Origin of the sequence: Pectobacterium odoriferum (assembly GCF_009931295.1) — a bacterium.
Classification (GTDB): domain Bacteria; phylum Pseudomonadota; class Gammaproteobacteria; order Enterobacterales; family Enterobacteriaceae; genus Pectobacterium; species Pectobacterium odoriferum.
In genome coordinates this window covers 638909-665064 of the sequence record NZ_CP034938.1, presented here as the reverse complement: position 1 = coordinate 665064, position 26156 = coordinate 638909, and the positions used below count along the sequence as shown (strand labels likewise).

Below are 26156 nucleotides of genomic sequence, written 5' to 3'. Positions count from 1 at the left end.
GCCAATACAAAGTTATTACATCGATTTATTAAACAATGCATCCCATTATTACCCACTATTTTCAACCAGTTATCACAGATATAGTCGGCAGACATCACCTGCTGAAAGGAGTTTTTTATGTCAATAATAAAGCGCTGTGCTGGTCTTATCGCCGCGATAGCTGTGTTTGCCGCAGCCTCCCCTGTTTTCGCTCAGGCCAATCTGAAAGAAGAGAAGATACTGATCGTCGTCTCCAGTCTGGATAAAAAGACGCCGGAGCTGGTTGGCGGGTTCTGGTTTCCAGAACTGACCCACCCGGTTGAAGCCTTCGACAAAGCCAAGCTGGACTACGATATTGCCAGCCCAAAAGGAGGGTTGCCTCCGTTCGACGGGTTCGATCTCAAAGATCGGGCAAGTCTGGATTTCTGGACTAGCCCAGAACACCGCAACAAATTGGCCAATTCCATCCCGCTGGCAAAGGTTGATCCTGCTAAATACACCGCGATCCTGCTCGTCGGCGGACATGGGCCAATGTGGGATTTCGTCAACAATCCTGAGCTGATTAACATCGTACGTACAACGTATGAGAAAAACGGCATTGTCAGCGCGGTCTGCCACGGTCCTGCGGGTCTGCTGAATGTGAAACTCAGCAATGGAGAACTGTTGATCAAAGGTCGTCGCCTTACTGGATTTACCGCGGAAGAAGAGGCTTCCCGGCAGTACGACAAGATTGTGCCGTTTGAACTTGAAGCGGCGCTGAAAAAGGATGGCGCAATATTCGAAGAAGCCCCGATATTCGAAAATAAAGTCGTCGTTGACGGTCGGTTGATCACCGGCCAGAACCCAGCATCCGCTCAAGCGCTTGGCGAAGCCGTCGTCAAGGCGCTGCAAGCGAAAGCGAAGTAACGTCATGAAGCCACGGCGTTAGGTGGTAAAACGCCTAACGTCTGGCAACCTGCACCAGCAGAGATGTCGTGACCGAAGTCACATAACCAGACGGGGGCATTGCCGCAGAGATTCAGGATTGTATAGTGTACTAACAAGACGTTACCGCCAATGGCGGGCGAGACTTGGGCAGAGGTGAGTAGCACTACTCTCTTCTGCCCAAGTTTTTTTTTGCCTGTTATCTGGCAGTCCCCTGCGCGACAGCGCGGAGCCGCCGTTCAGCGCAGCGTAATGATGTAGAAAACGATGAGGAGAAATACCATGAAAGCATTCCCCGACGGATTTTTATGGGGCGGTTCAGTCGCAGCAAACCAGGTCGAAGGCGCATGGAATGAAGACGGTAAAGGCGTATCCACCTCCGATCTTCAGCTAAAGGGCGTACATGGTCCGGTGACGGAGCGCGATGAGAGCATTAGCTGCATCAAAGATCGGGCAATCGATTTTTATCATCAATACCCGCAGGATATTCAGCTGTTCGCCGAAATGGGGTTCAAGGTGTTGCGCACCTCCATCGCCTGGACGCGCATTTATCCCGAGGGCAACGAAGTAGAACCCTGTGAAGCCGGTTTGGCCTTCTACGATCGCCTGTTCGATGAAATGGCAAAGCATCAGATCCAGCCGCTGATTACGCTGTCGCACTATGAAATGCCGTACGGCCTGGTGAAAAAACTGGGAGGCTGGGGCAACCGTGCCGTCATCGACCATTTTGAGAAATACGCGCGTACCGTTTTCAGCCGCTACAAAGACAAAGTGAAGCACTGGCTGACCTTCAATGAAATCAACATGGCGCTGCACTCACCTTTTACGGGCATCGGGCTGAGCGGCGAGCCTACGAAGCAAGAGATTTATCAGGCTATCCACCACCAGTTGGTTGCCAGCGCACGCGCGGTAAAAGCCTGCCACGACATCATCCCCGATGCCAAAATTGGCAATATGCTGTTGGGCGCGGTGCGCTACCCCATGACCTGCCATCCGAAAGATGTGCTGGAAGCGCAGAGCAAGAACCGTGAATGGCTGTTCTTCGGTGATGTTCAGGTGCGCGGCGCCTATCCGGCTTGGATTCAGCGCTATTTCCGGGAAAATGGCGTCGAACTCACCGTTACCGCGCAGGATAAAGACGATCTGAGCCACACCGTGGACTTTGTCTCCTTCAGCTATTACATGAGCGGCTGTGCGACCTTCGAGCCGGAAAAATATCAATCTTCACGCGGTAATATCATCCGCCTGATTCCTAACCCGCACCTTGAAGCGTCCGAATGGGGCTGGCAGATCGACCCCGAAGGCCTGCGTTTCCTGCTGAATGAGCTGTATGACCGCTATCAGAAACCGCTGTTCATCGTGGAAAACGGGTTGGGTGCACGCGACGTTGTAGAAGACGATGGCAGCATTCACGACAGCTACCGCATTGATTACCTGCGTCGCCATCTGATTCAGGTGCGTGAAGCCATTGACGATGGCGTTGAGCTGCTGGGCTACACCAGTTGGGGGCCGATCGATCTGGTCAGTGCGGGTACGGCACAGATGTCAAAACGCTACGGCTTTATTCATGTCGATCGCGATGATGAAGGCAAAGGCACGCTGGAACGTCGGCGTAAAGATAGCTTCTACTGGTATCAAGATGTGATTAACAGCAACGGGAAGTCGTTGTAATCAGGTAGACAGCCAGACGACGTATGCGCACGTCGTCTGGTTTAATGAATGGTTACACCCAAAACCTCTGTTAGCAGCATTGAGCGGTCTCCCACGATAGTACCGTGATACAGAATTCTGAAATCTCTCCGTAATGCCAGCCCCCTTGTCATTTATGCAAATGAAACTATTTCAATACTAACCAATTGATTAAACTGATTTTAGCTCTTTCTTCGTACTATTGGGCATCACTTCGCTTGCTATCATTTATCCGCTATTTTTTAACAGGATTCGCGTCAAGGATATTACAGGGAACGTTTCCATTATTCTGCCTACCATCCCAATCCTGCTATCCGTTTATTCGCTCCTGCGTGAACACACACATCACTGAAGAGGGTCGTCATCAGACGGGCACGATAGCGACCCAGAAAGCGATAAGGACATTGAACCAGTAAGAACAAAAGGAACGAACATGAGCATTGCAAACGGTTTGGCGAGAGCAGTCTCGGGGCTGATCACGGCGATATGGCAGATCTTGCCGCGCTGGGGGCGGTGGCTGGCAAGCATTCTGTTGGTGCTCTGGCTAGGCTGGACGTTCCTGATACAGGAACGGCATGGCGGGGCGTCATTGGTTGTCCATTCGGTGCTCGATCGCCCCATTAGCTACGTTTATGTCAACGGTAATATGGGGGGGAATACCGACGCATTTGATGGCCTTAATACGGGAGGCAGTTCTGCGGGCCCCTATCGGATAGATGGAGATACAGTTAAGATCAAATGGGAACTGGCGATGACACGCCGACAATATGACGAATTGGGCTATCGCCCTGAGATTCATACTGTTGTTTTACCAATGCCTAAGAGGGAAAAAGGACAAGATAGTTTCTACGTGCTGTTTCTGCCGGATAATCAAGTGATGGTGCGCTGGGTTGGATGGGGTATTCCTGGTATGAAAGATGTGATTGATACTTATCGGACAAGGAAATAGCAATGGTGGATTGGGATGAGTTGGAATGCCGCGTTGCGCGTGAAGAGAGTCGTCATCAGGCGGGCACGATAGCGACCCAACGTGTGGCAAAGGAATTGAACCAGCAAGAACAAAGGGAACAAGCATGAGCGCGGCAAACGGTTTAACGAGGGTGATTTCAGGGCTTATCACGGCGATATGGCAGATCTTGCCGCGCTGGGGGCGGTGGGTGGCGAGTATTCTGCTGGTGCTCTGGCTGGTCTGGACGTTCCTGATTCAGGAACGGCATGGCGGGGCGTCATTGGTTGTGATGTCAGTCATGGATCGACCTATTAGCTATGCCTATGTCAACGGCAATATGGGGGGAAACACAGATGCATTTGACGGACGGAATGCGGGAGGGAAAACCGCAGGTCCCTATCGGATAGCTGGGGATACGGTCAATATTAAATGGCTATTGAGTACAACCCTAAAGCAACAAGAAGAAAAGGGACTTCGTCCAGAGAAAAATAGCATCATCCTGCCGATGCCGAAGCGTGAGAAGGGACAAGATGATTTTTGTGTACTGTTCTTGCCAGATAACAAGCCGATGATACGTTGGGCCTATCGCTGTCACCTTGATATGCAGGATGTAATAAACACTTATCGGACAAGGAAATTGTGATGGTGGATTGGGATGATCTGGAATGTCGCGTTGCGCGTGAAGAGAGCCGTTATCAGGCGGGGATAGGCACTTGCTCACTGGCGTTACAGATAGGCTTCTTCTTTGATGGTCTGAAACGAAATATCAATGTGGATGAAGAAAGCGGGCGTTTGACTAATGTCGGTCGTTTGTTTCGTGCTCATCCAGAAAGAAGAACATCAGAGATCGGTTCGTCATATGTTTATTCTGCGGTCTACGTTCCAGGATTAGGTACCACGCTTGATGATACAGCCACTGAGCGCTTACATAGCATTATGGACGCCAGACAGAAGGCGATGCCAGAGGATTATGCCGATGCGCTGGTTGAACAGGGTAAAGAAGCGGCGGTTGATACCGTTAAGGGGGCTTTTAAGGGAGACTGGAGTCAGGTGCTTTCCAATAAACTGGACGACCTGCGCACCATGAAGAGTGGCCTCGACGCTGCCGCGTCCGCTGCCAAAAAGGCGGCGACCCGTGCTCTGCTCGAAGCTGCCGAACCTATTCGTGATAATCCGATCGTGGCTGAGTTGCTCATGACCGGCGTCGATGCGCGGGTGGATTCAGCAAAGAACCAATTCAAGCTAAACGTGGCTGATGTAAAAAAAATTAATCAACTGCCCATCAAATTGATCCAGATTTCGGTGTTCGGTGCCGATCTGGGAGCCGCGTTGGCCCGGCGTTTTATCGACGAGTTATTGGAGTCGGTCTGCACCAAAGTAGGGAACGAGTATCGCTACGAAGACAGCAAGGTAGAGGTCATTTTTGCTGGCCTGTTCGACTGCACGCGCCGCAGCTCGCTGGACATGGGGGATACCGTGGCAACCGTCTCTGATGGGGCCGGACTGGTTGCCCGGCACCCTGTTGTTGGCATGATCACCACGGCTTTTGGCGCGAAAGTGATTGCGTTTGATAAACCCCTTCATCCGGCGGTAAAAAGTGCCTTGCACCTGATAGCGGCACATGAACGACGAGAATCCCGTCCTCTGTTACCTCTGGGGCCGCTCAAATCAGGCTGGCGTGAAGTGCTTTGCCCCGGCATCAGTGAAGACGTGACGGGCGGGCTGCTACCCAACGAACAGCGCCCCAGCGCCGAGCTGTGTCGGGTGCCGTTGCGACAGATGTTCGAAACGGCGCGCAGGGCGCAGGTGCCTTTTCCCAACTTTAAAACGCTTAATCAGAAAGACCCCTACGTGGCAAGCTACTTCATCATGCAGGACAGCCGGCTGGGCTACTCGGCGAAGGCATACAGTGAGTTCTACAGCAAATGGGTGGGGCAAATGAACCCGACCCCGGAAGCGTTTGAACTGCACATGATCCACTATTGTGTTTGGCTGGGGGAAAAACTGCATGATTACAAGATACTTTTCAAAAACGCGACAGGAAGTGAACGGGATAAACTCAACGCGCAGTGGGGCTGGCTGAAGCAGGTCGAGTACGATGCAGATAATGTTCGGAGAAGCCGGGGGCTACGCCGGCAGATGTACCAAGGGGCCGATTTGGTGAAGTTCTTTAATGAAACTAAACGAGTGCCGCATGAGGCAGATATTTTCTTCAATTATTTTATGCACGACTTCGCATCAGAGGAACTCAAGTTCGCTACGCTGAACGATCAGGCGGGTACGATGTTGAGGAACAATAATTTCTTCGTCCCACGTGGAATCGAGGCAGTCGCTGCCGATGACGACGCTGCCGCATGATCGTTGCAACAAGCTTGCCGAGAGTAATAGCGGCGCTGGGGACGGCCGCTGGAGAACATTTTGTTGGCACTCCAACTGGGATGGGCGTTTTTTGATCCATTTCCAGATTTTTACACAGCCACTGGATCGGTCAACCGATCCTTAACTGATCAGCATTACAGCAACCAGCGGTGTTTTTTCATCATTTATGCTTCCTCAAACGTTCTGACTTGATTCCTCAGGAAAACCCGTTCATCACGGGTTTCCATTCGTAGTTACCGCGTCAATCGTTAACGCATCGTGGATGCTGAACAGAGCAAGCGGCCGCTCTTCACCTTATCGCGGCAGCGCCCTGCTCTCCACGCCCTACGCCAGCGCAACGATCGTCTCTCCAGCCTGCTGCTGACGTGCCGCGCCAAGGCTGAATACGCGATATTCTTCCGCATTCGTAATAACCATTGGCGTCACGGTATCGTAGCCCGCCTTCTGGATTGCTTCCAAATCAAACTCCAGCAGCAGTTGGCCTTTTTGCACCTTGTCGCCTTCTGCAACGTGCATCTGATAATGCTGGCCTTCCAGTTGTACCGTGTTGATGCCGACATGGATCAGAATCTCCGCACCGCCCTGCGAAAGAATGCCGACGGCATGGCCGCTAGCGAATGTGCTGGCAATCACGCCATCCACAGGAGAATAGATGCGCCCTTCCTGCGGCAGAATGGCGACACCCTGCCCGACGACGCCAGAAGAGAACACCTTGTCATTTACCTCTTCCAGCGAGATCAGTTCACCTTTTGCTGGCGATCCCAGCTGTTCAGCCGTCTCCGGTGCATCTTTCAGCGGCAGAGGCACAGCATTCGCGTGCTGACGTGATGCCGGCGCAGCAGATGTCTCTGCTGGAGAGTGCGTTGGCACTGGCGCTTTTTCAGCAGGCGGTACGGGCTCGTCAAAACCAACAATAATGGTCAGTACAAAACTCACCGCGAAGGCGATAGCGCAACCGATGAGGAACCCAACAAAACCTTCGCCGTAGAAAATCGGCAGCGTCAGCAAGCCGGGCATCCCCATAGAGACCGCAGAGCTTTTCGCATAGCCGACGATAGCGCCCCCGATTGCAGCGGCGATCACCGCGCAGATAAACGGTTTTTTCAGCTTCAGCGTCACGCCATAAACACCGGGTTCCGTGATGCCAAACAGCGACGCGATAAACGTACTACCCGCCAGCGCTTTGAGCTTTTTATCTTTGGTACGCACCATGACGCCCAGCAGTGCGCCGGACTGGGCAAAGACCGACGGGCTGGAGGCTGCTTTAAGGTAGCTGTGCCCCATGACAGAGAGATCGTTGATGAACACGGTCACAAATCCCCAGTGAACGCCAAAGATCACCAAGATCTGCCATGACGCCGCCATCAACGCCCCGGCAAGAATAGGATTGAACTCATAAATACTGACGAACACCGACGCAATGAGCTTACTGGCTGAAATACCAATCGGCCCGATGGTCATCAGCGTGAGTGGCACCATCAGCACCAGCAGGAAGAACGGCGTCAGGATATTGCGCACGCTTTCGTGAATATGGCGATTCAGGAAACGCTCGATATATGACATCAGCCACACGCTGAAGATAATCGGGATCACCGAGGAGGTGTACTTCATCATCACAACGGGCAGACCGAAGAACGTCACGGGCTGACCGGCGTCGAACAACCCCTGAATCGTGGGATAAACCAGTGCGCCAGCAACCGACACGGCCACAAAAATGTTGGTTTCGAATTTACGCGCAGCGGTAATCGCCAACAACATCGGCAGGAAGTAGAACAGGCTGTCAGACGCCGCGTGCAGGATGACATAGGTACTTTCTTTGGTATTCAGCCACCCGAGCGCAATCACAATAGACAACGCCCCTTTCAGCACCCCCGCTGCCGCCATCGCCCCCAGCAATGGGGTAAAGATCCCAGCAACCAGATCGATCAGCCGTCCCATCGCAGACGTTGATGCCTCACTTTCCGCCGTCTGGCGTTTCCCGTCGCCGTCCTCCAGCAACCTGGAGATCGAACCAAAAGCGCGGTACACCTCCGGCACCCGGTTCCCGATCACCACCTGCAATTGCCCTGAAGCATTGATGACCGTAATAACGCCATCCAGCGCCTCAAGCGCAGCCACATCCACTTTACCGTGATCCACAATCTTAAAGCGCAAGCGTGTTGCACAATGCACCAGAGTAGAAACGTTGGTTTCCCCTCCGACTAACTCCAGAATATTTTCAGCGAGCACTTTGCTATTCATAATGACTTCCCGTTTCGTCAATGGCTGCAACTGCCTGATACACGTCATCCCGCTTGTTGTCCGCTGGCCAGCTGGAAAATAAGCAAAAAAAAAACCTGGATAAAGCAGCGTGCTATACGCTGCTTTATCCAGGTCTCGCCCAGAAGATTCTGGTGACGTCCTTTCCTGTTTTCTAACAAGTTAACGCGGAGAAAGCTATCTCCACGTTTTATTCTGTGAAAACAGTCACTAAATTTTTACCAATCAGGCAAAGCTGCCCAATCCACGGCGTGATAAAAGCAAAATGACGCCTCTCAGAAGAAGCGCCATCGGAAAATTGACTATTTGCCCTGTTTCTTCAGCCAGGCTTCCATTTGGTCGATCTCTGGCTGTTGAGCTTTAATAATCTCTTCCGCCAGCTTGCGCAATTCCGGATCTTTGCCGTATTGCAGTTCCGTCTTCGCCATATCAATCGCGCCACGGTGGTGGGCAATCATCCCTTTGGCGAAGGCAATATCAGGGTCGCTGGACTGCATCCCTTCCATCATCTCGCTATGCATCGCATCCATCCCTTTCTTATACGCCTGCTGGGAGGACGACGCATCGTTTGCAGAACCATGGCCGCTATGCGCGCTGTCGGCCGCAAACGAGAGAAACGGAACCAGCAACGCTGCCGTTAATAACAAATGGACTTTCTTCATCACAACCCCTCAATCAGTCATAGTACATTTTGAGGGTAGACGTTCCAGTAAGGGGAAGGTCAAGGGGAAGATTCAAGCCTCCTCGACCAGACGTACGCAGACACGATTACGCCCCTGCGCCTTCGCTTTATACAGTTGCTCGTCCGCCAGCCCGATCAGATCGTAAATATTACCGCCCTCATACTGGGCAAACACGGCAACACCAATACTGGTCGTAAAATGGATTTCCCGCCCATCGGACAGCGTAAGCGCCGTGGATTCCGTAAGATGCCGCAGCGCTTCGGCCATCGCCTCAGATTGCTCAGCCGTCAGGTCATAAGCCGCAATGACAAACTCTTCCCCACCCCAGCGGCAAAGAATGTCGCTCGGCCGAATAGTGGTGCTCAGCATACGGGCAAAGCTGGCGATCAGTTCATCACCGCAGGCATGGCCGTAGGTATCGTTGACCTGCTTAAAATAATCGATATCCAGAAAGAGCAGCGTTAATTGGCGCTTTTTCTTATACCCCGGCGCACTCTGCTTCCCATTCAACATACTGAGAAACGCCCGACGATTGAAAGTATTGGTGAGCGCATCCTTCCGGCTGCCGCTTTCAATGATTTTAATCAGTCGCCGGTTCATCGAGACAAAATGAGAGACGCTTAACATCGCCATAATTAGCATCGCGATATTCAGCCGCGCCGTGGTCAGAAACGAATTAATGTACGCTTCGGAATTAGAATCGATGAGTATACCGACCTGATTAATATAGAGATAATTCAGTATTACGCCGGTAATCGCACAGAGCAGCGACATGATCGGGAAAGAGTAATTGAACGCACACAGCGTGAGTGGAATAACGGACAGCGTAATCAGGCTGGCATCGAGAAAAAGCAGGCTCACTAATAAGAAAATGATGAAGACCAGAAAGGGAAAGATATTTTCTCTGATGTTCTTAGGGCACAGCGGAATATTCCGTAGCGCGCGCAGGATGTCTTTACCGCGCAGGAAAAAGAACGCGAGGATAATACCGGTTCCCAGTTGCTCGCTGAACCAGTCCATAAACTCGGCATAGCGGTTCCCCGTATCATAGACATACGCATAAAACCCATACGCCACGCCGGATAAGAACGCGCCGACAAACGTCGAAGCGAAAATAATATAGACGTAATATTTGCTGAATTTCTCAAAGGTCGACCACTTTCCGGTAAACCGACACAGCAGGCAAAAGGCACACCAGGCCGTCACCACAAAGACTATATTGCACAAACATAACAACACCTTGGTTTTTAACGGTGAGTTATTGTCCATCAGTAACGCAGCCGACAGCATCGCGGCATAACCCACCAAAAAACCGATACAGATAGAGAGCGTTTTACCTTTTATCGTCCCTTTTCTGGCTCTGAAACTAATCATGAGGCAAAAAACCAGAATGTTGGCGGGCCAAAACAGCGATAGCTCATCCAACACCCGAAACCGAAATCCCAGACAACTCACTATCAGGGTGGTCAGAAACAGAAACGGCATGAATTTTATCGTTTTCAACGTCAAATCGTGATTCATCTGTCCTTTACCGCCCACTGTCCAATCATTTCATCTGCTCTCTCCGCGTGAGAATAGCATTAATCATTTCCCTACTCACAGTGTGATGGGAGAGGGAAAATAAATAAAAAAACCACCGGACCGAAGCATTACCCGTGAGGTAATACGTCAATCCGGTGGTCTACTGACTTGGGTATTTTAGCTATCGCGCCGATTCATGAAATAACGTGTTATTCCGCAGGAACGGGCTTGCCGTCAGGTTTTTGCGGTTGAGTCAGTCGCTTTTCAAAGTTGTCGTTGTACTGCTTCTTCTGTTCTGGCGTCAGAACGTTGTAAATTTTGTTTTTGGTTTCCAGTCCGTTAAGCATTCTGGCCTTGTGCGCGGCGTCGGCTTTATCCAACTGTGCCTGGGCTTTTGCGGCATCAAACGTATCGGAGGCGACCAGGCTATGCATATCGCGGCGGTCATCCTGCATCGCTTTGTGCATTTTCTCGCGGGAATCTTTCATGATGTCTTTAATTTGCTGTTTCTGCGCTTCCGTCAAATTCAGCTCCTTAAACATCGCATCCGGCCCCATCATGCCACGATGCTCCCGACCCTCTTTCATCATCATCTTGTGTTCCGGGCCAGGACCTTTCGGGGCATCATTAGCATGCGCGATACCTGCCGCGCCCAATGCTAAAGAAGAAGCAACCAGCATTGCAGTAAGTTTACGCATATTCTATTCCTCTCTCTGAATTGACTTATCGACGGCGAGTGCCGTGCTACGAGAGAAAGTATAGGCCCGACACCTTCAGTTAATTAGAGCAAGGGTAAATCTCTGCAAGTGTCGGCTCCACATTTGCGGCAATTATGGAGAATGAGGAGGAATTGTGTAAGGAAGCGGAAGCATTACGTTAACGAAATAGGGCGTTAACGAAATAGAGTATTAACGACGCATCATAGTAATACTGCGGCGCGATTACCGCAGTGAACGTCTAAAGGCGCTAGCGTCTTGTGCCAACCCATCAAGGTGGGCATGAATGATCTTCATTTTCTGAATCAGCGGATTGCGCTCCGGCGAACTATCCATCACGCTCAACTGCGCAGAGAGCCGTTCAATCTGCGCACAAAGGTAAGCATCACGCTCTTTCACCTGAAGTAACTGCTGCTGGAGGGACTGATGTTCCTGCCGCCACATCTGCTGCTGACGCTGAACGCTTTGCTCTAACGCCTGAAGCGCGCTATCCAGTCGATATTCCAACTCTTCCACCCGCATAACGATACCTTTGCCTAATAAACTCGCGGATTATAATGTCACACGCCCCCGACAACAAACACTCCAGCGCACGATCCCTTGTCTGCACACGCTTATCCCTATGGTCAGCAATGACATCAATCACAATAAATAAACATAAATTTCACAACTCCCTCAATTACCGCTAGATTGAACACCATGACTCATCAGACCAGTTAACTTCACCGGAGAGTGCAATGACTGCCTACCCCACTCTGCTTTCCCCACTCGATCTTGGCTTCACGACGTTAAAGAACCGCGTAGTGATGGGATCCATGCATACCGGTCTGGAAGAACACCCGGACGGCACCGAAAGGCTGGCGGCATTTTACCGCGAACGGGCGCAGGGCGGCGTTGGCCTGATTGTTACTGGCGGCATTGCGCCAAACGCCAAAGGGGCTGTCGCCAAGGATGGCGCAACCCTGCATGACGAGGCGCAGCTGGCACATCATCAGGTACTGACGCAGGCGGTACACGACGCAGGCGGGAAAATCGCGCTGCAAATTCTCCACGCCGGACGCTACAGCTATCAGCCCGATCCAGTCGCGCCATCGGCTATTCAGGCACCGATTAACCGCTTTGCGCCACGAGAAATGAGTACGCAGGATATTGTGCAAACCATCAACGACTTTGCCCGTTGCGCCGCGCTGGCGCAGCAGGCCGGTTACGATGGCGTGGAAATCATGGGGTCGGAAGGCTACCTGATTAATCAGTTTCTGGTAACGCACACCAACCATCGCGATGACGAATGGGGCGGCGATTTTCAGCGCCGCAGCCGCTTCGCGCTTGAGATTGTTCGCGCCGTGCGGGAGCAAACAGGGCCGAACTTCATTCTGATTTATCGTTTATCCATGCTCGACCTGATAGAAGAAGGCTCAAGCTGGCAAGAAATTGTGCAACTGGCGCAAGCGATTGAACAGGCAGGTGCGACGCTCATCAATACGGGTATCGGCTGGCATGAAGCGCGCATTCCAACTATCGCCACGCTGGTGCCGCGTGGTGCCTTCGGCTGGGTGACGAAGAAGCTGATGGGAAAAGTTCGCATCCCGCTGATTACCACCAACCGCATCAACGATCCCGGCGTGGCCGAGCAACTGCTGGCCGAAGGCTGTGCCGACATGGTGTCGATGGCTCGCCCTTTTCTCGCCGATGCGGAACTGGTGGCAAAAGCGCAATCGGGACGTGCCGATGAAATCAATACCTGCATCGGCTGCAATCAGGCCTGCCTCGATCAGATTTTCGCTGGCAAGATCACGTCCTGTCTGGTCAACCCACGCGCCTGCCACGAAACCGAACTGCCTATCCAACCCGCCAGAGTCGGTAAACGCTTTGCGGTAGTCGGCGCGGGGCCTGCTGGCATGGCTTTTGCCGTCAACGCCGCCGCACGCGGCCATCAGGTCACGCTGTTTGAATCGTCTTCCTATATCGGCGGACAGTTCAATATTGCCAAACAGATACCCGGCAAAGCGGAATTTTATGAAACACTGCGCTACTACCGTCGGCAGCTAGGATTGCTCGGCGTCACGCTTCGCCTGAGCACGCAGGCAACCGCCGCCGATTTACTCGGTTTTGATGATGTGATTCTGGCCTGTGGCATCGTGCCGCGTACTCCCGCGATTACAGGCATCGATCACCCTAGCGTGCTGAGCTATCTGGACGTGCTGCGTGACAAAAAACCTGTCGGCAAGCGGGTAGCCATTATCGGCGCAGGCGGCATCGGTTTTGATACCGCGCACTATCTTTTGAGCAAGAATGATCTTTTGAACAAGAATAATCACCTTAATCCCCAGTCTTCTCAGGCTGGGCATGGCGACTTTTATACGGAATGGGGAATCGATAAACAACTACAGCACCGGGGTGGCCTGCTGCCTCATCAACCTAACGAGCTTCCCCATCAGCGGGACATTACGTTATTACAGCGAAAATCCGGCAAACCCGGTGAAAATCTGGGGAAAACGACAGGCTGGATACACCGCACCACGCTGCTGCGCCACGGCGTCACGCTGCTGGGCGGCGTGGAATATCACCATATTGATGATGAGGGACTGCACATTATCCACGACCAGCAACCACGCTGTTTGCCAGTGGATAACATCATTATCTGTGCCGGTCAGGAACCCAACCGTAAGCTGTATGACCCTTTACTGGCTGCTGGATGTCACGTTCATCTGATTGGCGGTGCCGATGTGGCGCAGGAGTTGGACGCTCGCCGGGCGATCGATCAGGCCACCCGGCTGGCGTTAACACTGTAGTTTAGGCAAGCTTAGCGGGACGACCCCGTTTTAACCGCACGCAGTACAGCGAACTTCGTGTTGCTGGCGAGGGTTTCACAGTTACCGAATAGACGCTTCAACTTGTGGAAATAATCCAGATGGCGATTTCCCACGATGCGCAGTTCTCCACCAACCTGAAGGCAGCGGCGGGCATCCATAAACATCTGCCAGGCAATTTCATCGGTCACTGCCTGCTGTTGATGGAAAGGCGGATTACACAGCACCGCCTGCAACGTATCGCGCCTCACGCGAGCCAATCCGTGGTTCACCACAAAGCTACAGCGCTCAATATCCTGCGGGCGGTTGACTTCAACGTTGATCTGGCTTGATGCCACTGCCATGTAGGATTCATCAAAGAAGCCGACGGTGGCCTCTGGGTTGGCTTCCAGCGCCGCCAGCCCAATAACGCCGTTACCGCAGCCGAGATCGATGATCTTACCGTCTATCTGTTCCGGCAAATGCTGCATAAAGAAACGGGCGCCGATATCCAACCCATTACGCGAATACACGTTAGCATGGTTTTGAATGCGATAGCCGTACCCATCCAGCTCCCACTCAGTAGTAAGTGACTGCTCACTGACTTTTAGTTCCGCCCAATTACAGTGAACCAGACGCGCCTTTTTCCAGGCCAGCGAGGTTTTCGTCGGCCCCATCACGCGTTCAAACAGTTGCAGCGTAGAAGTATGAATATCCCGTGCTTTCGCCCCGGCGATAATACGCGTTTGTGGCGTAACAACCTTGCGCAACATTCTCAACTGGTGTTCCAGCAGCGCGATCGTTTTGGGGATTTTTATCACCACCAGCGCGGGCGCAGCGGGTAGTTCCGCCATGCTATCCAACAGCGTTACCGCATCGGCATCATAACCGTTCAATTCCAGATTATGTCGCGTCGCCAGTTGGCTGAGATAAGAGTCGCTGATACTGACGGGCGATTGCGCCTGTAAACCGCAGGCCAGCGCACCAAACGTATCATTGAAAATCAGGCGTGGGCCCGGCGCGATTTCCATCGTAGCGAGTTCACGCAGCAGGTATTCATCTGCGGCATCCCACGCCTGTAGCGCCGAGTTTTCAGCGACCTGAGGGTAACGCACCAACGTCAGGTTGCACGTTTCCAATTCGAGTTGGCTCATTAGCCTCTCCTGCATCATAAAATTTGCGCTGTTTATCCCTTAAAATAGCCCGTCAGTAAATGCTTTTCTCTGCTGGAATGGGAAATGATTGACGTTGCCTTGTCATTTCACCGTGATAATCTGCATAGTCATGCATGAATGCTTTCAGGATACCAAACGCTCATGATTCGCTTCGCTATTGTAGGAACCAGTTGGATCACCCGTCAGTTTGTTGATGCCGCCCATGAAACCGGTAAGCTGAAGCTCACCGCCATCTATTCCCGAACGGCAGAAAAAGCGCAGCCGTTTCAAGCCGATTACATGGTGGATACGCTATTTGATTCTCTGGAAGCCATGGCGAAATCCGACCTTATCGACGCGGTGTATCTGGCCAGCCCGAATTCCCTGCATTGCGAACAGGCGCTGCTTTTCCTGAGCCACGGCAAGCACGTCATCTGTGAAAAACCGCTGGCTTCCAACCGCTATGAAGTCGAACAAATGATAGCCTGCGCCAGAGAAAATCAGGTCGTACTCTTTGAAGCGTTCAAAACCGCCAGCCTGCCCAACTTTAGCGTGGTACAGCAGGCACTGCCGAAAGTCGGCAGGTTGCGTAAAGTGGTGCTGAGCTACTGCCAGTATTCCTCACGCTACCCGCTCTATCTGGCAGGTGAAAACCCCAACACGTTCAATCCGGCGTTCTCCAACGGTTCCATCATGGATATCGGCTACTACTGTCTGGCCTTCGCCGTAGCGCTGTGGGGCGAACCGTGCACCACGCAGGCCAGCGCGACACTGCTGGAAAGCGGCGTAGACGCACATGGCAGCATCATCCTGAATTACGGCGATTTCGATGTGACCATCGTCCACTCCAAAGTCAGCCACTCCGCTATTCCCAGCGAAATTCAAGGGGAAGACGGTTCGCTGGTGATTGAAAAAGTGTCCGAATGCCATAATGTGAAATTCATCCCGCGTGAAGGCAAGCAGGTGGACCTCACCCAACCGCAGCATATCAACAGCATGCTGTACGAAGCTGACGTCTTTGCCACGCTAGTGAACAATAACGACATTAACCATGCGGAACTGGCGCGCTCACGCACCGTCGCAGGGCTGCTGACGGAAATTCGCCGCCAAACCGGGGTCGTGTTTCCTGCCGATGCCGCCACGCCAGGAAATACGGAGTAAGACAGCGATAATTATTTGACCAGGATCATCTTTTCACCTATCTTCTGTCAGGCAAAGGGGAGTAACTTTTCCGCCGGTCAATCGTCATTACGATGCTTTACGCATCCGGTTACCGGGCAACCTTGATGAAACAGCTTCATTAACGTTGTAAGTGAGACCTTGCCGGAAGGCGAGGTGCATTTGCAGCTTTAATAACAAGCGGCCAGCGTCCTTCCGATGTTGGCCGTTTTTGTTTCTATTTAAGGATCTTGCTATGCACACCATCGGCACGCCATGGTTATGGGGCAGCTTCGCTGCCATTGTTATAGTGATGCTGGCCATCGACCTGCTCTATCAAGGGCGCAAAGGCTCGACGGTAATGACGTTCAAACAGGCTGCCGTCTGGTCTATCATCTGGGTCACGCTCTCTCTGCTGTTCAACGCCGGTTTCTGGTGGTATCTGGATGGCACGATGGGTCGCGAGGTTGCCAACGCCCAGTCGCTAGCCTTCCTGACCGGCTATTTGATCGAGAAAGCGCTTGCCGTCGATAACGTCTTCGTCTGGCTGATGCTATTCGGCTACTTCGCCGTTCCTCCGCAATACCAACGTCGCGTGCTGATTTACGGCGTGTTGGGTGCCATCGTTCTCAGAACGCTGATGGTGTTTGGCGGCAGTTGGCTCGTCACGCAGTTCCAGTGGCTGCTCTACGTGTTCGGCGCATTCCTGCTGTTCACCGGCCTCAAAATGGCGCTGGCGAAAGAAGATGGCGGAGCGATCGGCGACAAGCCGCTGGTACGATGGCTGCGTAGCCGTCTGCGCATGACGGATAGCATCGAGAATGAAAAATTCTTCGTCCGTCGTAACGGCATCCTGTATGCAACGCCGCTGTTTCTGGTACTGATTATGGTTGAAATCAGCGACGTGATTTTCGCCGTAGACAGTATCCCGGCTATTTTCGCCGTCACGACCGATCCCTTTATCGTACTGACGTCAAACCTGTTCGCTATTCTGGGCCTGCGTGCGATGTACTTCCTGCTGGCTGGCGTGGCTGAACGCTTCTCACTGTTGAAATATGGCCTGGCCGTCATCCTGATCTTCATTGGTACCAAGATGATGCTTATCGACATTTTCCATATTCCGGTGGCGATTTCTCTGGGCGTCGTTGCCAGCATTCTGGTCATCACCATGCTGATCAACGTCTGGGTGAACAAACGCGCTGAGCGTTAATCCTTTCCCCTTCTCGCCGCACGGTTTCTCCCGTGCGGTGTTCACTTTCCTCATTCCATCGTTTCCGTTCCTACACATGCGCGACGTAACGGCCCGCAGGGTGACGGACAAGGATGTCCGTCATAAAAAAACGTCGGGAGCGTTTTTCAACGTTGCATAGCAACGGCCCGTAGGGTGACGGACAAGGATGTCCGTCATAAAAAAACGTCGGGAGCGTTTTTCAACGTTGCATAGCAACGGCCCGCAGGGTGACGGACAAGGATGTCCGTCATAAAAAACTACATCGCCGCTTTTCTCAAAAACAAATTTTCATATACTGATTCACGCAAACACATTTCGTTACGGAAAGAAAAAGCCACCCGGCGCAGGCCAGAGGTGTCAAATCCGTACAGACAACCACTTAGCGGAACGGCTACGCCGTCAATATTATGAACACTCAACAATCTCGTTTCTTGCAGTACATTGCTCATGGCAGTCTGGTTAAACAGATTCTTTTAGGCCTGTGTCTCGGTGTCATTGTCGCTTCACTCTCCACGCCCGCCGCCTTAGCTGTTGGCTTGTTAGGTACACTGTTTGTTGGTGCATTGAAAGCCGTTGCCCCTGTGCTGGTGCTCATGTTAGTCATGTCATCCATTGCTAATCATCAACAGGGGCAAAAAACCAACATCCGCCCGATTCTGTTTCTCTATCTCATCGGCACCTTCTCTGCAGCACTGATTGCCGTGGTGCTAAGCGTTCTTTTCCCTTCCACGCTGGCGCTCAACGCGCAGGCAACTGACATCACACCGCCGTCGGGCATTGTCGAAGTGCTGAAAGGGCTGTTGATGAGCATCATCGCTAACCCGATTCACGCACTACTGAATGCGAACTATATCGGTATTCTGGTCTGGGCCGTGGGGCTGGGCATTGCGTTCCGTCACGGTTCGGACAGCACCAAGAGCATGATTACTGACGCCTCCAACGCGGTCACCATTATTGTGCGTGTCGTGATTCGTTTCGCGCCGCTGGGGATTTTCGGTCTGGTCGCCTCAACGCTGGCGGAAACCGGCTTCGGTGCACTGTGGGGCTATGCCCATCTGCTGATGGTGCTGATTGGCGGTATGCTGTTAGTTGCGCTGGTGATCAACCCGCTGATCGTTTACTGGAAGATTCGCAGCAACCCTTATCCTCTGGTCCTGCGCTGCCTGCGCGAGAGCGGCGTGACGGCGTTTTTCACCCGCAGCTCCGCCGCCAACATTCCGGTGAATATGGAGCTGTGCCGTAAGCTGAATTTGGATGAAGACACCTACTCTGTCGCCATCCCGCTGGGTGCCACCATCAATATGGCAGGCGCAGCGATTACCATTACGGTACTGACGTTGGCCGCTGCACATACGCTGGGTATTCAGATTGATATACCGACCGCACTGCTGCTTAGCGTCGTGGCATCGCTGTGTGCCTGCGGTGCATCAGGCGTAGCCGGTGGCTCACTGTTGCTGATTCCGCTGGCGTGCAGCATGTTTGGTATCTCCAACGATATCGCCATGCAGGTGGTTGCGGTTGGCTTCATCATCGGCGTCTTGCAGGACTCGGCAGAAACCGCGGTGAATTCCTCGACGGACGTGATGTTCATCGCCGCTGTGTGCCATGCAGAAGACGCCAAACTGGCGGAAAAAGATCGTTTGAATTTACTGTGATTGATTAGGATTGATTATCAGGCCGCTCGCTTAACAACGAGCGGCGTTAACGTGATGAGAAACCTTCGAAATTACGCTTTGTTCTCTACGCTAAAAGGATCGATACCGCGCTGTTGCATGCGCCAGAAGCGGATGATGTTAAAGCCGTTCATCAGTAGGAAACTGCCTTCGATCAGCGACCCACCAATCGAGCCCAACCAGATATTATGCGCAACCCAGCAGGCGGTTGAGCACCACATCACGCAGCGCGTCGTCAGCCCAGAAGTACGGAACAGCGCCCAGGTACTGGCGACGGTACCCGCGATCGGCAGCAATTCCATCGCATGGTTCATGCCCGACAAACCAAAGAGCAGCGTCAGTGAGATAAAGACAAACATCACAAGGATGTTGTGTGTTTTCAGTGAAATAAGCGTACGTGCCGAGTTCAACAATGCGCTGGCACCTGCCGCATTTGCCCCCATCAGGAAGAAATGTAGACCAATGACGGCGCTGTATGCCGAGAGCTGTATTTTGAATTTTTGATCGTTACGGTTGAAGAACATGGTGATACCGACCAGAAATGCCAGTACACCAACAGACTGGGCAATCCAATACTGTGTCATGATCCCTGCCTCTAAAAAGTTGTGGCGAAAAAAAACGGCGCCATTATAAAAATGAAACGCCGTTTTATTTTAATTGGAATGAATGTAATTTACAACGTCACGCCGCTCTTAAATATCGCTAATTCGCGGAAGTCGTTCACCTCATTCTTCGTACGCTTGCCGTCAGCAATCTCAACAATCAGCTCCACGAACTGGCTCAACAGTTCATCCATCGGCATGTCGTGGATCAGACGTCCCGCATCGAAATCAATCCAATGTGGTTTCTTCTTCGCCAGTTCGCTGTTGGTCGCCAGTTTTACGGTAGGCACGAATCCACCGTAAGGCGTACCGCGCCCGGTACTGAACAGCACCATATGGCAACCGGCCCCCGCCAGCGCACTGGTTGCGACGGCATCATTCCCCGGTGCACTGAGCAGGTTGAGCCCTGGGGTATGTAAGCGCTCACCATACTTCAGTACGTCCACCACCTTGCTCTGTCCGGCTTTTTGCGTACAGCCCAGTGATTTCTCTTCCAGCGTGGTGATCCCCCCCGCTTTGTTACCCGGCGATGGGTTCTCGTAAATCGGCTGGTTGTGCGCAATGAAGTACTGTTTGAAGTCGTTCACCATGTGCACAGTTTTCTCAAACGTGGCTTCATCACGGCAACGGCTCATCAGAATACGTTCCGCACCGAACATTTCCGGCACTTCGGTCAGCACGGTGGTGCCACCGTTCTCAATCAGATAGTCAGAGAAACGGCCTAACAGCGGGTTGGCAGTAATACCAGACAGCCCATCAGAGCCACCGCATTCCAGACCAAACTTCAGCTCGCTCAGCTTACCCGGCTCACGTTTGTCATGGCGCATCGCCTCATACAGCGTATGCAGACGCTCCAAACCGGCTTCGACTTCGTCGTCCTGCTGCTGACACACCATGAACGTCACGCGATCGGAATCAAAATCGCCCAGCGTCGTGCGGAAGGCGTCAACCTGATTGTTCTCACAGCCCAGACCGATCACCAGTACGGCACCCGCATTCGGGTGACGCACCATGTTTTGCAGCATCGTACGGGTGTTTTCGTGATCCTGACCAAGCTGTGAGCAGCCGAAGGTATGGCTGAACAGGTAAACGCCGTCGATCCCTTCCGCATCGTTAGTTTCTTTCAGGAAACGCTGCTGAATCTGTCGGGCAATCCCGTTCACGCAGCCGACGGTAGGCAGGATCCACAGCTCATTACGGATACCGACATCGCCATTTTGGCGGCGATAGAGCTGTACATCCCGATCGCCCATCTGCGGCGGCAATTCGAGAAATTCTGGTTCATACTGATATTCATCCAGATCGCTCAGATTGGTTTTCGCATTCTGGGAATGGATGTGTTCTCCAGGAGCAATAGACACCAACGCATGGCCGATCGGCAGGCCATACTTGGTAATCATTTCTCCCGGTGCGATGGTTTCCAGCGCGAACTTATGTCCGCGCACGACAGGTTGCTGAAGTGTCACCGTATGGCTATCCACCGACACCGTTTCGCCTTGCTCGACATCACGCAGGGCGACAGCCACATTGTCCAGAGAATGAATTTTTATAATACTTTGCATGGATAACCCTTCTTACTGATTAGCAATAACCTTCCACGGCTGCGCGCATGCCGCGCTCAACGATGGTTTGCAACTGTTCAGTCACCTGCGCAGCCAAGCCAGGAACCTGTGTTAAATCCTGTTCCCAGTGATCGGCATCACGCAGTACGACATTCACCAGCTCAGCCAGGCTGACGGTGTTTTCTTTTACGCCCGCCCACAGCGTGGAATAACGTTCCAGCCAGTGTGCATCGTCCTGCAATGGATAGGTTTGTAACGCCTCGCCTTCACCACCGCGCTCGCCGCGATAGAATGCAATCAGGGCTGCCAGCGCAAACGTCAAGCGTGCAGGCAGTTCACCGTGACGCTCACGATAGGTCAGCAACTGCGGCAGAATTCGGGTGCGGAATTTGGTCATGCCATTCAGCGAGATAGATAACAGCTGATGCTGAATGAACGGGTTACGGAAGCGGCTTAGTACAGCCTGAGCAAACGACGTCAGTTCGTCATGAGGCAGATCCAGTACCGGCACAATCTCTTCGGCAATGGTCTTTTCTACGAATTTGCCAATCAGGGCATCATTCATCGATTCGCCAACGGTATCCAGACCTGCGAGGAATGCCACCGGCACCAGCGCAGTATGAGCACCGTTGAGAATCGCCACTTTACGTTCTTTGTACGGCTTGATGTCATCAACGATACGAACGTTCAGATCCAGCTTGTTCAGACGTAATTCTTCCGCCAGCCACTGTGGCCCCTGAATCACGAACAGGTAGAAGTGTTCCGCCGTATCCCAGAAGGTATCCTTGTAGCCCATCTCCTGCTCTAGCGCTTCCACTTCGGCACGCGGATAACCCGTGACAATACGGTCCACCAGCGTTGAGCAGAAGGTATTGTGATCGTTCAGCCAGGCGGTAAACGTTGGCGTCAGTTTCCACTGTGCGGCATAGCGCAGCACCAGCTCTTTCAGCGCCACACCGTTGTAATCAATCAGCTCGCACGGCAGCAGCACCCAGCCTTTATCCGCTGCGCCGTCAAAATGACAGAAGCGCTCATACAGCAGACGGGTTAATTTCGCCGGGAAGCTGACAGGCGGTGCGTCGTTCAGGCGGTCATCGGCGTGATAGCTGATACCCGCTTCGGTGGTATTGGAGAACACGAAGCGGATATTCGGATCGTGCGCCAGCGCCAGATACTCATCGAACTGACGGTACACGTTAATTTCACGGTTTACCGAACGGATCAGACGGGGTTCACGCACCGCCTCGCCCTGCTCGTTCAGACCACGGATAATGGTGGTGTACAGCCCATCCTGAGTGTCCAGCGCGGGTGGGAAATCGGAATCAATCGGGCGAACAACGACAATGCCCGCATCCAGATCGGTGTGCTCATTCAGCAAATCCAACTGCCAGTCGACGAAAGCACGCAGGAAGTTGCCTTCACCAAACTGGATAACACGATCGGGGTGTTGACGACCGGGGAAGTTACGACGATTTAACGTTTGCATTAACAGGCTACCTTAAGACAAAAAACCGAGACATAGAGAGCCGCGGCGTAAGCCCCTTTGGGAATCTTACTGCCGCGTCCTCGCGCAATTCACACCTTACGACGGCGTGGAATTACAGCTCGATGGCAAAATAGTTTTTAGCGTTATCGAAACTGATGTTTTTCACCATTTCGCCCAGCAAAGGCAGATCGGCTGGCGCTTCGCCATCTTCCACCCAGCGGCCAATCATCTGGCACAGGATGCGGCGGAAATATTCATGACGGGTATAAGACAGGAAGCTGCGGCTATCGGTCAGCATGCCAACGAAGCGGCTCAGCAGACCAAGCTGTGCTAATTGGGTCATCTGACGTTGCATGCCGTCCTTCTGATCGTTGAACCACCAGCCGGAACCGAACTGCATCTTGCCCGGCATCCCTTCGCCCTGGAAGTTGCCGATCATGGTACCGAGCACTTCGTTATCCCGCGGGTTCAGGCAGTAAAGGATGGTTTTCGGCAGCAGGTTTTCTTCATTCTGTTTGCTGAGCAGACGAGACAGTTCCTGAGCCAGCGGACGGTCATTGATGGAGTCGAAGCCCACATCCGGCCCCAGCAGCTTGAACTGGCGCAGGTTGTTGTTGCGCAGAGCACCAATGTGATACTGCTGAACCCAGCCACGACGGGCATATTCCGCACCCAGCCAGACCAGAACACCGGTCTTGAACTGTGCCACTTCATGTTCACTCAGCGTTTCGCCCGCAAGACGACGCGCCAGAACTTTATCCAGCGTTGCCTCATCCGCCTCGGCAAACATCACCACATCCAGCGCGTGGTCAGACACTTTACAGCCGTGCGCGGCGAAGTGATCCAGACGCTTGGTCAGCGCCGTTTGCAGATCGCTGAAACGACGAATGTCGGTGTCAGAGACTTCACCCAGTTTCGCCATATAGTCGTTGAAGGTTGCCAGTTCAATGTTGAACGCTTTATCTGGACGCCAGCTCGGCAACACTTTGATAGAGAAGCTTGAATCCTGAGCAACGGTTTTATGGTGGCGCAGATCGTCAATCGGATCGTCTGTCGTACCGACCATTTTCACGTTCATCTGCTGCATGATGCCGCGCGCGGTAAAGTCATCGCGCTCCAGCATGGCATTACAACGATCCCAAATGTCTTTTGCCGTGCTCGGTGACAGCAGCGTGCCAGTTACACCAAACGGACGACGCAGTTCCAGGTGTGTCCAGTGGTAAAGCGGGTTGCCGATGGTGTGCGGCACGGTAGCGGCCCAGGCTTCAAATTTTTCCCAATCGCTGGCATCACCCGTACACAAACGCTCAGGCACGCCGTTGGTGCGCATCGCGCGCCACTTGTAGTGATCGCCTTTCAGCCAGATGTCATACAAATTTTTGAAGCGATAGTTTTCCGCGATCTGCTCAGGCGGCAAATGGCAGTGATAGTCAAATATCGGTTGGTCGACGGCATACTCATGATAAAGACGACGGGCAAATTCACTGTCTAACAGAAAATCTTCACTCAGAAACTGGGGCATGTTTTCTTCCTTACCGTGCTTCTTGTGCACCAAATTAGTTGACCGTTAAAAGATATCACACCAATTATGCGCGATATCTCACAGTATTTGTGAGGTCATGATCGCAAAAATGTAACAAACAGTACAATAACTCAGCATTTATCGCCGCAAACGGCGTGTTTATCTCGGTTCAAACGAGGAATCCGCTATTCCATATAAAAATAATGGTTTTGTGATATCACTCAACTTTTAAAGTTGTATGACAAATTATTGTAGCGCTGCCTTAAGCAGGGATTCAATCGCTATCTCACAAAGAGAAGGGGTTTCCTGTTCAGTACAACAACAAAACGTGTCGCACGACATCACAAGACACATCACACCCTGATGCCACTCAAGAGCCATTACGGTGTTTTTTATTGACTCGGAGAGAAAGTAAATGCGTAAAATCAAAGGATTACGCTGGTATATGATCGGCCTGGTGACCATTGGCACCGTGCTGGGATATCTGACGCGTAATGCAATGTCTGTTGCCGCACCGACGCTACAAGATCAGTTGCACATCACGACACAACAGTATTCTTACATCGTTGCTGCCTACTCAGCTTGTTATACCATTATGCAGCCCATCGCTGGCTATGTACTGGATTTGCTTGGCACAAAAATCGGCTATGCCATGTTCGCCATTCTGTGGGCCATCTGCTGTATGGGCACCGCGCTGGCAAACAGCTGGGGGGGGTTAGCGATCGCCCGCGGCGCGGTGGGTATGGCAGAAGCGGCCATGATCCCTGCGGGCCTGAAAGCCAGTAGCGAATGGTTTCCGGCAAAAGAGCGCTCTGTTGCGGTGGGTTACTTCAACGTGGGATCATCCATCGGCGCAATGATCGCGCCACCGCTGGTCGTGTGGGCGATTGTGGCACACAGTTGGGAAATGGCCTTCATCATTACCGGTGTGCTGAGCCTGATCTGGGCCCTCTGCTGGCTCGTTTTCTATAAGCACCCGAAAGATCAGAAAAAACTCAGCGACGAAGAGCGCGACTACATTCTTAGCGGGCAGGAAGCACAGCACCAAACCAATAACGCGAAAAAAATGTCCGCCTTGCAGATCCTGCGTAACCGTCAATTCTGGGGTATCGCACTGCCGCGTTTTCTGGCTGAACCCGCCTGGGGGACTTTCAATGCATGGATCCCGCTGTTCATGTTTAAAGCCTACGGCTTTAACCTGAAAGAAATCGCCATGTTCGCCTGGATGCCGATGCTGTTCGCCGATATCGGCTGCATTCTGGGTGGCTACCTGCCGATGCTGTTCCAAAAACATTTCAAAGTGAATTTGATCGTTTCCCGCAAAATGGTCGTCACGATGGGTGCGGTACTGATGATTGCACCGGGCATGATCGGGCTGTTCTCCAGCCCTTATGTCGCCATCGCCCTGCTATGCGTCGGTGGTTTTGCGCATCAGTCGCTGTCCGGCGCACTGATTACCCTGTCATCCGACGTATTTGGTCGTAATGAAGTGGCGACCGCGAACGGTTTGACCGGTATGGCAGCCTGGATGGCAAGTACCCTGTTTGCACTGGTTGTGGGCGCGCTGGCCGATACACTGGGCTTCAGCCCGCTGTTTGCTGCACTGGCCGTCTTCGATCTGCTAGGTGCTGTCGTCATCTGGACGGTGTTGAAAAACCAACCCGCATCAGAAGTCGCTGCCGCGGCTGAAACATTGAAAGAAGCCAACCAGCACTGATAATCCCTGCATTATCCTGGCTCATCCGGTATGATCTGCGACTGGGTGAGCCACCTCCCTCCGATAACACACCGCGATAACTGTGACCACAACATTGGTTGCTGCTATGATTAAGTGGTATAACAAATCATCCCTGAAAGATTAACGAGATAGACACTCAGGC

General features: G+C 52.6%; 21 protein-coding genes. 11 read left to right on the top strand and 10 right to left on the bottom strand.

Features of this window, described 5'->3' with window-relative positions; genetic code table 11:
- Positions 1 to 117 precede the first annotated feature (117 nt).
- From EO763_RS02945 to EO763_RS02925, 6 genes are all read left to right on the top strand, one after another.
- Positions 118 to 885 carry a type 1 glutamine amidotransferase domain-containing protein gene (locus EO763_RS02945; protein WP_161528044.1) on the top strand — a complete coding sequence of 256 codons (768 nt, stop codon included), beginning with the start codon at positions 118 to 120 and terminating at the stop codon, positions 883 to 885.
- A gap of 300 nt (positions 886 to 1185) precedes the next feature.
- On the top strand, positions 1186 to 2574 hold the full coding sequence (locus tag EO763_RS02940) for a glycoside hydrolase family 1 protein (protein ID WP_161528043.1): 1389 nt from the start codon (positions 1186 to 1188) through the stop codon (positions 2572 to 2574).
- A gap of 451 nt (positions 2575 to 3025) precedes the next feature.
- Positions 3026 to 3541 (top strand): DUF3304 domain-containing protein, encoded by a 516-nt coding sequence (locus EO763_RS02935; protein ID WP_161528042.1) that lies wholly within the window; start codon positions 3026 to 3028, stop codon positions 3539 to 3541.
- Positions 3542 to 3543: 2 nt separating this feature from the next.
- On the top strand, positions 3544 to 3669 hold the full coding sequence (locus tag EO763_RS23730) for a hypothetical protein (protein ID WP_280117249.1): 126 nt from the start codon (positions 3544 to 3546) through the stop codon (positions 3667 to 3669).
- Positions 3666 to 4184 (top strand): hypothetical protein, encoded by a 519-nt coding sequence (locus tag EO763_RS02930; protein ID WP_161528041.1) that lies wholly within the window; start codon positions 3666 to 3668, stop codon positions 4182 to 4184. Before EO763_RS23730 ends, EO763_RS02930 begins: the two co-directional genes overlap by 4 nt.
- On the top strand, positions 4184 to 5899 hold the full coding sequence (locus EO763_RS02925; RefSeq protein WP_161528040.1) for a DUF2235 domain-containing protein: 1716 nt from the start codon (positions 4184 to 4186) through the stop codon (positions 5897 to 5899). The genes EO763_RS02930 and EO763_RS02925 overlap by 1 nt, the downstream gene beginning before the upstream one ends.
- Positions 5900 to 6244: 345 nt before the next feature.
- Here the strand turns inward: EO763_RS02925 and EO763_RS02920 are convergent, their stop codons facing one another.
- From EO763_RS02920 to EO763_RS02900, 5 genes are all read right to left on the bottom strand, one after another.
- Entirely contained in the window at positions 6245 to 8161 is a 1917-nt protein-coding gene (locus tag EO763_RS02920; protein WP_161528039.1) for a beta-glucoside-specific PTS transporter subunit IIABC, read from the bottom strand.
- A 320-nt stretch (positions 8162 to 8481) separates the two neighbouring features.
- Positions 8482 to 8841: a CopM family metallochaperone gene (gene copM / locus EO763_RS02915; RefSeq protein ID WP_010298889.1), complete on the bottom strand. Its 360-nt coding sequence runs from the start codon at positions 8839 to 8841 to the stop codon at positions 8482 to 8484.
- A 72-nt stretch (positions 8842 to 8913) separates the two neighbouring features.
- Positions 8914 to 10383 (bottom strand): GGDEF domain-containing protein, encoded by a 1470-nt coding sequence (locus tag EO763_RS02910; protein ID WP_161528038.1) that lies wholly within the window; start codon positions 10381 to 10383, stop codon positions 8914 to 8916.
- A 209-nt stretch (positions 10384 to 10592) separates the two neighbouring features.
- Positions 10593 to 11081, bottom strand: a complete 489-nt coding sequence (gene spy / locus EO763_RS02905; protein ID WP_010298884.1) for an ATP-independent periplasmic protein-refolding chaperone Spy — start codon at positions 11079 to 11081, stop codon at positions 10593 to 10595.
- A 243-nt stretch (positions 11082 to 11324) separates the two neighbouring features.
- Positions 11325 to 11621 (bottom strand): hypothetical protein, encoded by a 297-nt coding sequence (locus tag EO763_RS02900; protein ID WP_161528037.1) that lies wholly within the window; start codon positions 11619 to 11621, stop codon positions 11325 to 11327.
- Between the two features lie 215 nt (positions 11622 to 11836).
- Between EO763_RS02900 and EO763_RS02895 the strand changes: the two genes are divergently transcribed.
- A complete protein-coding gene (locus tag EO763_RS02895; RefSeq protein ID WP_161528036.1) occupies positions 11837 to 13891 on the top strand; it encodes an NADPH-dependent 2,4-dienoyl-CoA reductase in 2055 nt (684 codons plus the stop codon).
- An 11-nt stretch (positions 13892 to 13902) separates the two neighbouring features.
- Here EO763_RS02895 and rlmG read toward each other — a convergent pair whose 3' ends face one another.
- Positions 13903 to 15042, bottom strand: coding sequence for a 23S rRNA (guanine(1835)-N(2))-methyltransferase RlmG (gene rlmG / locus EO763_RS02890; RefSeq protein ID WP_161528035.1), 1140 nt, complete (start codon positions 15040 to 15042; stop codon positions 13903 to 13905).
- A 162-nt stretch (positions 15043 to 15204) separates the two neighbouring features.
- Here rlmG and EO763_RS02885 point away from each other — a divergent pair, with 162 nt between their 5' ends.
- From EO763_RS02885 to sstT, 3 genes are all read left to right on the top strand, one after another.
- Positions 15205 to 16203, top strand: a complete 999-nt coding sequence (locus EO763_RS02885) for a Gfo/Idh/MocA family protein (RefSeq protein ID WP_161528034.1) — start codon at positions 15205 to 15207, stop codon at positions 16201 to 16203.
- A gap of 253 nt (positions 16204 to 16456) precedes the next feature.
- A complete protein-coding gene (locus tag EO763_RS02880; protein WP_010282967.1) occupies positions 16457 to 17410 on the top strand; it encodes a TerC family protein in 954 nt (317 codons plus the stop codon).
- Positions 17411 to 17838: 428 nt separating this feature from the next.
- Positions 17839 to 19086: a serine/threonine transporter SstT gene (gene sstT, locus EO763_RS02875; protein WP_161528033.1), complete on the top strand. Its 1248-nt coding sequence runs from the start codon at positions 17839 to 17841 to the stop codon at positions 19084 to 19086.
- Between the two features lie 71 nt (positions 19087 to 19157).
- On the opposite strand, the gene EO763_RS02870 is transcribed toward sstT, so the two are convergent.
- From EO763_RS02870 to uxaC, 4 genes are all read right to left on the bottom strand, one after another.
- A complete protein-coding gene (locus EO763_RS02870) occupies positions 19158 to 19688 on the bottom strand; it encodes a YgjV family protein (protein ID WP_102117251.1) in 531 nt (176 codons plus the stop codon).
- A gap of 89 nt (positions 19689 to 19777) precedes the next feature.
- Positions 19778 to 21268, bottom strand: a complete 1491-nt coding sequence (locus EO763_RS02865; RefSeq protein WP_103861470.1) for a UxaA family hydrolase — start codon at positions 21266 to 21268, stop codon at positions 19778 to 19780.
- A 19-nt stretch (positions 21269 to 21287) separates the two neighbouring features.
- A complete protein-coding gene (locus EO763_RS02860; RefSeq protein ID WP_161528032.1) occupies positions 21288 to 22754 on the bottom strand; it encodes a tagaturonate reductase in 1467 nt (488 codons plus the stop codon).
- Positions 22755 to 22866: 112 nt separating this feature from the next.
- Positions 22867 to 24276, bottom strand: coding sequence for a glucuronate isomerase (uxaC, locus tag EO763_RS02855; RefSeq protein ID WP_161528031.1), 1410 nt, complete (start codon positions 24274 to 24276; stop codon positions 22867 to 22869).
- A gap of 415 nt (positions 24277 to 24691) precedes the next feature.
- Between uxaC and EO763_RS02850 the strand changes: the two genes are divergently transcribed.
- On the top strand, positions 24692 to 25993 hold the full coding sequence (locus EO763_RS02850; protein ID WP_039491364.1) for an MFS transporter: 1302 nt from the start codon (positions 24692 to 24694) through the stop codon (positions 25991 to 25993).
- Positions 25994 to 26156: the final 163 nt, after the last annotated feature.